General features: G+C 67.9%; 8 protein-coding genes. 6 read left to right on the top strand and 2 right to left on the bottom strand.

Annotated features, from left to right (window positions below; genetic code table 11):
* The first annotated feature begins 6 nt into the window (after positions 1–6).
* The 3 genes from mltA to ACWKWX_RS30495 all read left to right on the top strand — a co-directional run bounded on the left by mltA (position 7) and on the right by ACWKWX_RS30495 (position 2044).
* Entirely contained in the window at positions 7–1152 is a 1146-nt protein-coding gene (mltA, locus tag ACWKWX_RS30485) for a murein transglycosylase A (RefSeq protein ID WP_483829684.1), read from the top strand.
* Positions 1153–1303: 151 nt separating this feature from the next.
* Positions 1304–1744: a CBS domain-containing protein gene (locus tag ACWKWX_RS30490; RefSeq protein ID WP_483829685.1), complete on the top strand. Its 441-nt coding sequence runs from the start codon at positions 1304–1306 to the stop codon at positions 1742–1744.
* An 84-nt stretch (positions 1745–1828) separates the two neighbouring features.
* A complete protein-coding gene (locus ACWKWX_RS30495) occupies positions 1829–2044 on the top strand; it encodes a hypothetical protein (RefSeq protein WP_416424637.1) in 216 nt (71 codons plus the stop codon).
* Between the two features lie 3 nt (positions 2045–2047).
* Here ACWKWX_RS30495 and acuI read toward each other — a convergent pair whose 3' ends face one another.
* Together acuI and acuR are read right to left on the bottom strand one after the other, a co-directional pair.
* On the bottom strand, positions 2048–3031 hold the full coding sequence (gene acuI, locus ACWKWX_RS30500; RefSeq protein WP_483829686.1) for an acrylyl-CoA reductase (NADPH): 984 nt from the start codon (positions 3029–3031) through the stop codon (positions 2048–2050).
* A 73-nt stretch (positions 3032–3104) separates the two neighbouring features.
* On the bottom strand, positions 3105–3752 hold the full coding sequence (gene acuR / locus ACWKWX_RS30505; protein WP_416424639.1) for an acrylate utilization transcriptional regulator AcuR: 648 nt from the start codon (positions 3750–3752) through the stop codon (positions 3105–3107).
* Positions 3753–3919: 167 nt separating this feature from the next.
* Here acuR and modA point away from each other — a divergent pair, with 167 nt between their 5' ends.
* The 3 genes from modA to modC are packed head-to-tail and all read left to right on the top strand — an operon-like array spanning position 3920 to position 6447.
* The gene (gene modA / locus ACWKWX_RS30510; protein WP_416424640.1) at positions 3920–4675 is read left to right on the top strand and encodes a molybdate ABC transporter substrate-binding protein; all 756 of its coding nucleotides are present in this window, start codon (positions 3920–3922) and stop codon (positions 4673–4675) included.
* Positions 4675–5355, top strand: coding sequence for a molybdate ABC transporter permease subunit (gene modB, locus ACWKWX_RS30515; RefSeq protein WP_416424641.1), 681 nt, complete (start codon positions 4675–4677; stop codon positions 5353–5355). The genes modA and modB overlap by 1 nt, the downstream gene beginning before the upstream one ends.
* A 3-nt stretch (positions 5356–5358) precedes the next feature.
* Entirely contained in the window at positions 5359–6447 is a 1089-nt protein-coding gene (gene modC, locus ACWKWX_RS30520; protein WP_483829687.1) for a molybdenum ABC transporter ATP-binding protein, read from the top strand.
* Positions 6448–6703 lie beyond the last annotated feature (256 nt).

A 6703-nucleotide genomic window follows, 5' to 3' on the forward strand; every position in this document is an offset into this window, starting at 1 on the left:
CCCTGAGTGAAGACTTCAGCGATCAAATGGCCACGCCTGCTGCTGGCCGCCACCGGTGTGCTGGCGCTGCTGGCCGGCTGCGACTTCGGCAAGCCCAAGCCACCGCCACCCACCACCTACGTCAGTGTCGACTGGAGCGCCCTGCCGGCGGTCAGCGACGCCGACCTGATGGCCGGCTACACCGCCTGGAACTCGGCCTGCCAGCGCCTGGCCAAGGACGCCACCTGGGGCGCCACCTGCGCGGCCGCCGCCCAGGTGCAGGCGCAACCGGCCGCCGTGCGCGCCTTCCTGCAAAACCAATTGCAGGTGTACAGCCTGCGCTCGGGCCAGGACCAGGACCGCGGCCTGATCACCGGCTATTACGAGCCGGTGTACCCCGGCAGCCTGGCCCGCGACGACCAGCACACCGTGCCGGTGCTGGGCGTGCCCGACGACCTCATCGTGGTAGCGCTGGACAGCGTCTACCCCGAACTCAAGGGCAAGCGCCTGCGCGGGCGCCTGGACGGCCATGTGCTGCGCCCCTATGACGACGCTTCCGCCATTAACCAGAAACCAGTCAACGCGCCCACCCTGGCCTGGCTGACCAACCCCATGGACCTGCAATTCCTGCAGATCCAGGGCTCGGGGCGCATCCAGCTGGACAGCGGCCGCCAGCTGCGCATCGGTTATGCCGACCAGAACGGCTGGCCCTACAAGCCGGTGGGCCGCTGGCTGGTGGAACAGGGCCTGCTGAAGAAGGAGGAAGTCAGCATGGGCAAGATCCGCGACTGGGCCACCGCCAACCCGGCACGGGTGCCGGAGCTGCTGGCCAGCAACCCCAGCTACGTGTTCTTCTCCACCCGCCCGGACAGCAACGAGGGCCCGCGCGGCTCGCTGAACGTGCCGCTGACCGCCGGCTACAGCGTGGCCATCGACCGCAAGGTCATCCCGCTGGGCAGCCTGCTGTGGCTGAACACCACCAGCCCCGACGGCAAGACCATCGTACGCCCGGTGGCCGCCCAGGACACCGGCGGCGCCATTGCCGGCGAAGTGCGCGCGGACCTGTTCTGGGGCACCGGCGACAAGGCCGGCGAACTGGCGGGCAACATGAAGCAGCAGGGGCAGATCTGGCTGCTGTGGCCCAAGGGCGCGCAGCCGCCGAAGGTGCAGTAACGCGCGCCCGGACGCAGCCTGGCCGCAGCTGCATCCTGTGGGAGCTGGCTTGCCAGCGAGCTGTTGGGGCCATAAAAGCTCGCTGGCAAGCCAGCTCCCACAAGTCAGTTGCTGCTACGCTGTGCGTATAACCAGAACCGCAGAGGCTGTGATGAAGACCGTTGCCGAATTACTCAAGCTCAAGGCCCAGCACAATCAGCAGGTGCACACCATCGGCCCCGACCAGATGGTGGTCGAGGCCCTGCGCCTGATGGCCGAGAAAAACGTCGGCGCCCTGCCGGTGGTCAAGGATGGCGCCGTGGTGGGCATCGTCAGTGAACGCGACTACGCCCGCAAGGTGGTGCTTGCGGGGCGGTCGTCAGTCGGCACGCCGGTGCGCGACATCATGAGCGCCAAGGTGGTGACCGTGGACACCCACCAGAACATCGACGCCTGCATGAACATGATGACCGACGGCCACCTGCGCCACCTGCCGGTGGTGGTGGATGGCCAGTTGGTGGGGCTGCTGTCCATCGGTGACCTGGTCAAGGAAGCCATTGCCGAGCAGGCCGACCTGATCCGCCAGCTGGAGCAATATATTCGCGGCGAGTAGGCGCGCCCGCGCAGCCGCGCAGGTATACTGCGCGGCTCCCGGGGACGGCCCCGGACACTACCCTGCACGCCCCGGAGTTCCCGCATGTCTGTCGACCAACAAGCCCCTGCCCAAGCCCTGCCCGAAGACACCGGCAGCGACAGCCAGGCCGCCGTGCCGGCGTTCAGCTTCCCGTTCAAGCCCGGCGCCTTCGCCGCGGCGAAAAAAGCCGCCACCTACCCCGGCGCCGGCAAGTCCAACCACGACAAGACCCCCGGCCGCGCGCCCAACGGCACTCGCCGTTCGATGGGCAAGCGCTGACCGTCAGCGGTTGACGTCCACCACCACGCGCCCGCGCACGGTGCCGGCCATCAATTGATTGGCCACTTCCACCGCTTCACTCAAGCCAATTTCACGGCTGATCAGCGGCAACAGCGCGCGATCCAGGTCGCGGGCCAGGCGGTCCCAGGCCTCGACCCGGTCGGCCTTGGGCCGCTTGACGCTGTCGATACCCAGCAACGCCACCCCCCGCAGAATGAACGGCGCCACCGAGCCTGGGAAATCCATGCCCTGGGCCAGGCCGCAGGCCGCCACCGCGCCGTGGTAGCGGGTGCTGGCGCAGACGTTGGCCAGGGTGTGGCTGCCCACTGAGTCCACCGCCCCCGCCCAACGTTCCTTCGCCAGCGGTTTGCCCGGCGCCGACAGGCTGGCGCGGTCGATCACTTCGCTGGCACCCAGGCGCTTGAGGTAGTCGTGCTCACTGGCGCGGCCGGTGGACGCCACCACCCGGTAGCCGAGCCTGGCCAGCAGGGCGATGGCGAAGCTGCCGACCCCGCCGTTGGCGCCGGTTACCAGCACCTCACCCTGGTCTGGCGTCACGCCATGGCGCTCCAGGGCCATCACGCACAGCATCGCCGTGTAACCGGCGGTGCCGATGGCCATGGCTTCGGCCGGCGTGAAGGCCTTGGGCAACGGAATCAGCCAGTCGCCGTCCAGCCGCGCCTGCTGCGCCAGCCCGCCCCAATGCCCCTCGCCCACGCCCCAGCCGTTGAGCAGCACCGCGTCACCCGGCTTGAAATCGGCGTGCTGGCTGCTTTGCACCGTGCCCACCAGGTCGATGCCCGGCACCATGGGGAAACTGCGCACCACCGGGCCCTGGCCGGTAATGGCCAGGCCGTCCTTGTAGTTGAGGGTGCTGTAGGCCACCGCGACGGTAACGTTGCCCGCAGGCAGCTGCGCCTCATCCAGCGCCTGCACGGCGGCGCGCTGGCCCTGCTCATCCTTCTCGATCACGATAGCGTTGAACATGGAGCTCTCCCTTATATAGACCGATTGTCTTTTAATGGCGCTGAAAAAGCCGGCAGCGCCGGCTTGATCAACCTCAGATCTGGAAAAACGCCGAGCGCAGGAAGCCGCTGACGAACACGCGCATGGGCTGCGCGCTGCGTACCAGCCGGGCGCGCAACACCGCGCCTTCCCAACCGGTCCAGAAAAACGCCGCCAGCTCGTCGCAGTCGGCTTCCTTGGGCAGGTCGCCGGCGGCCTGGGCGGCCTTGAGGCAGGTGCTCAAACGCTGCTGCCAATCCCGGAACACCGCGTCGATGGCCTCGCGGTAGCCCTCGGGCAGCACCGAGATTTCCTGGCCCAGGTTGCCTACCAGGCAACCACGGCGGTATTCGTGCTTGGCCATGCCCTTCTGCGCGTCCTCGGCAAACGCCAGCACGCGCTCCAGCGGCGCTACCGACTCATCCAGCAGCCAGCGGTCGAGCTTGGCGGCGAAGTACTGCGCGTAGTTGTCGAGCAAGGCCCGGCCGAAGGCATCCTTGCTGGCGAAGTAGTGATAGAACGAGCCCTTGGGCACCCCGACGCGCTTGAGGATCATGTCGATGCCGGTGGCGCTGAAGCCTTGCTCGGTGAGGATTTCAGTACCGCAACGGACCAGCAGCTCGCGGGTGTCGTAATGCTCGCGAGGCACCTTGGGGGGGCGGCCGGGTCTGCGGGGGACGGGTGCTTGGGTTGGCGTAGTCATGAACACCGATATTAGACTGGCCGTCTCGATTGTCAACCATTGTCGAACGCGCCCCCCGTAGCAGCCGCCGAAGGCTGCGTCCCGCCATCACTGGGGGGGGTAGGCACTTATGGCGCTTCGCTATATATTCGCGAACATAACGAAAAATTCAAAAAAGGAGTTTCAGCATGTCCGTCAGCCCCCCTCGCCTCGCCCTCCTCGGCCTGTTTGCCGCCCTGGCCTTCAACGCCCACGCCGATGAAGTGCAGGTGGCCGTAGCCGCCAACTTCACCGCGCCCATCCAGGCCATCGCCAAGGACTTCGAGGCCGACACCGGCCACAAGCTGGTCGCGGCCTACGGCGCCACCGGCCAGTTCTACACCCAGATCAAGAACGGCGCGCCGTTCGAGGTGTTCCTGGCCGCCGACGACACCACCCCCGCCAAGCTTGAAAGCGAAGGCGACACCGTCAAGGGCTCGCGCTTCACCTATGCCGTGGGCACCCTGGCGCTGTGGTCGGCCAAGGACGGCTACGTCGACGGCAAGGGCGAGGTACTCAAGGCCAATCAGTACCAGCACCTGTCCATCGCCAACCCGAAAGCCGCGCCCTACGGACTGGCCGCCACCCAGGTGCTGGACAAGCTGAAACTCACCGAGGCCACCAAGGCCAAGATCGTCGAAGGCCAGAACATCACCCAGGCCTACCAGTTCGTCTCCACCGGCAACGCCGAGCTGGGCTTCGTGGCGCTGTCGCAGATCTACAAGGACGGCAAGGTCACCAGCGGCTCGGCGTGGATCGTGCCGGCCAACCTGCATGACCCGATCAAGCAGGACGCGGTCATCCTCAACAAGGGCAAGGACAGCGCCGCCGCCAAGGCCCTGGTGCAGTACCTGAAAGGCCCGAAAGCCGCCGCCATCATCAAGTCCTACGGCTATGAGCTCTGATGCCACTGGATGCAAGTGACCTGTCGGCCATCTGGCTGACGGTCAAGCTGGCGTCGCTGACGACCCTGTTGCTGCTGGTGATCGGCACCCCGATCGCCTGGTGGCTGGCCCGCACCCGCTCGCGCCTGCGCGGGCCGGTGGGGGCCGTGGTGGCGCTGCCGCTGGTGCTGCCACCCACGGTCATCGGTTTCTACCTGCTACTGGCCATGGGGCCCAACGGTTTCATCGGCCATGCCACCCAGGCCCTGGGCCTGGGCACCCTGACCTTCAGCTTCGCGGGCCTGGTGATCGGCTCGGCCATCTATTCCCTGCCGTTCGTGGTGCAGCCGTTGCAAAACGCCTTCACCGCCATCGGCGACCGCCCCCTGGAGGTGGCCGCGACCCTGCGCGCCAGCCCCTGGGACTGCTTCTTCAGCGTGGTGGTGCCGCTGGCCCGCCCCGGCTTCGTCACCGCCAGCATCCTGGGCTTTGCCCATACCGTGGGTGAGTTCGGCGTGGTGCTGATGATCGGCGGCAACATCCCCGACAAGACCCGCGTGGTCTCGGTGCAGATCTACGACCATGTGGAAGCCATGGAGTACGCCCAGGCCCACTGGCTGGCCGGTGCCATGCTGGTCTTTTCGTTCCTGGTGCTGCTGGCCTTGTACGCCCGCGGCCACGCCAAAGCCCGCTGGAGTTGACCCGTGGCCGCCACCCTGACAGCGCGCATCCGCCAGCGCTTCCCCGCTTTTACCCTGGACGTCGACCTGCAACTGCCGGGCCGCGGCGTCACCGCGCTGTTCGGTCAGTCCGGCTCGGGCAAGACCACCTGCCTGCGCTGCCTGGCCGGCCTTGAGCGCGCCGCCGACGCCTACATCGAAATCAACGGCCAGGTCTGGCAGGACAGCCAGCGCGGCCTGTTCCTGCCGCCGCACCAGCGCCCCCTGGGCTACGTGTTCCAGGAAGCCAGCCTGTTCGCCCACCTCAACGTGCGGCGCAACCTGGAGTTTGGCTGGAAACGCATCGCCGCCAGCCAGCGCAAGGTCGAGTTGGAGCAGGCCTGCGAGCTGCTGGGCATCGGCCACCTGCTGACACGCATGCCTACCCACCTGTCCGGCGGCGAACGCCAGCGCGTGGGCATTGCCCGCGCCCTGCTGGCCAGCCCCGGCCTGCTGCTGATGGACGAGCCGCTGGCGGCGCTGGACAGCCAGCGCAAGGCCGAGATCCTGCCGTACCTGGAGCGCCTGCACGACGAACTGGACATCCCGGTGGTGTACGTCAGCCACGCCCAGGACGAAGTGGCGCGCCTGGCCGACCACCTGGTGCTGCTGGACGCCGGCCAGGTGCTGGCCAGCGGCCCCATCGCCCAGACCCTGGCGCGCCTGGATTTGCCGCTGGCCCTAGGCGACGACGCCGGCGTCATCATCCACGGCCAGGTCCAGGCCCATGATCCCGCCTACCAACTGCTCAGCCTGGCCCTGCCCAACACCGACCTGCACATCCGCGTGGCCCACGGCCCGCTGCCCCTGGGCAGCCCGCTGCGGGTCAAGGTGCAGGCCCGCGACGTCAGCCTGAGCCTGGACGGCCAGGGCCAGAGCAGCATCCTCAACCGCCTGCCGGTGACCGTCACCGGCCAGCGGGTGGCGGACAACAGCGCTCACGTGCTGGTGAGCCTGGACGCGGCAGGCACACCGTTGCTGGCGCGGGTAACACGCTATTCGTGGGACCAGCTGGGGCTGGGCGTGGGCAGCGCGGTGTGGGCGCAGATCAAGGCGGTGGCGGTGTTGGCGTGAGTGGCGCCATCCCCGTAGCAGCGGCCGCAGGCCGCGTCCAATGGCGCTGCGTATCTCCAAAGGTGTACCGCGCCGTGGCCGGACGCAGCCTTCGGCAGCTGCTACGGGGGTGCATCGCGGCCAAGGCCGGCTCCTACCCTGCCCAACCAACGCGGTTTCTGTAGCAGCGGCCGCAGGCCGCGTCCAATGGCGCTGCGTATCTCCAAAGGTGTACCGCGCCGTGGCCGGACGCAGCCTTCGGCAGCTGCTACGGGGG

It is taken from the genome of Pseudomonas imperatae, from assembly GCF_057128625.1.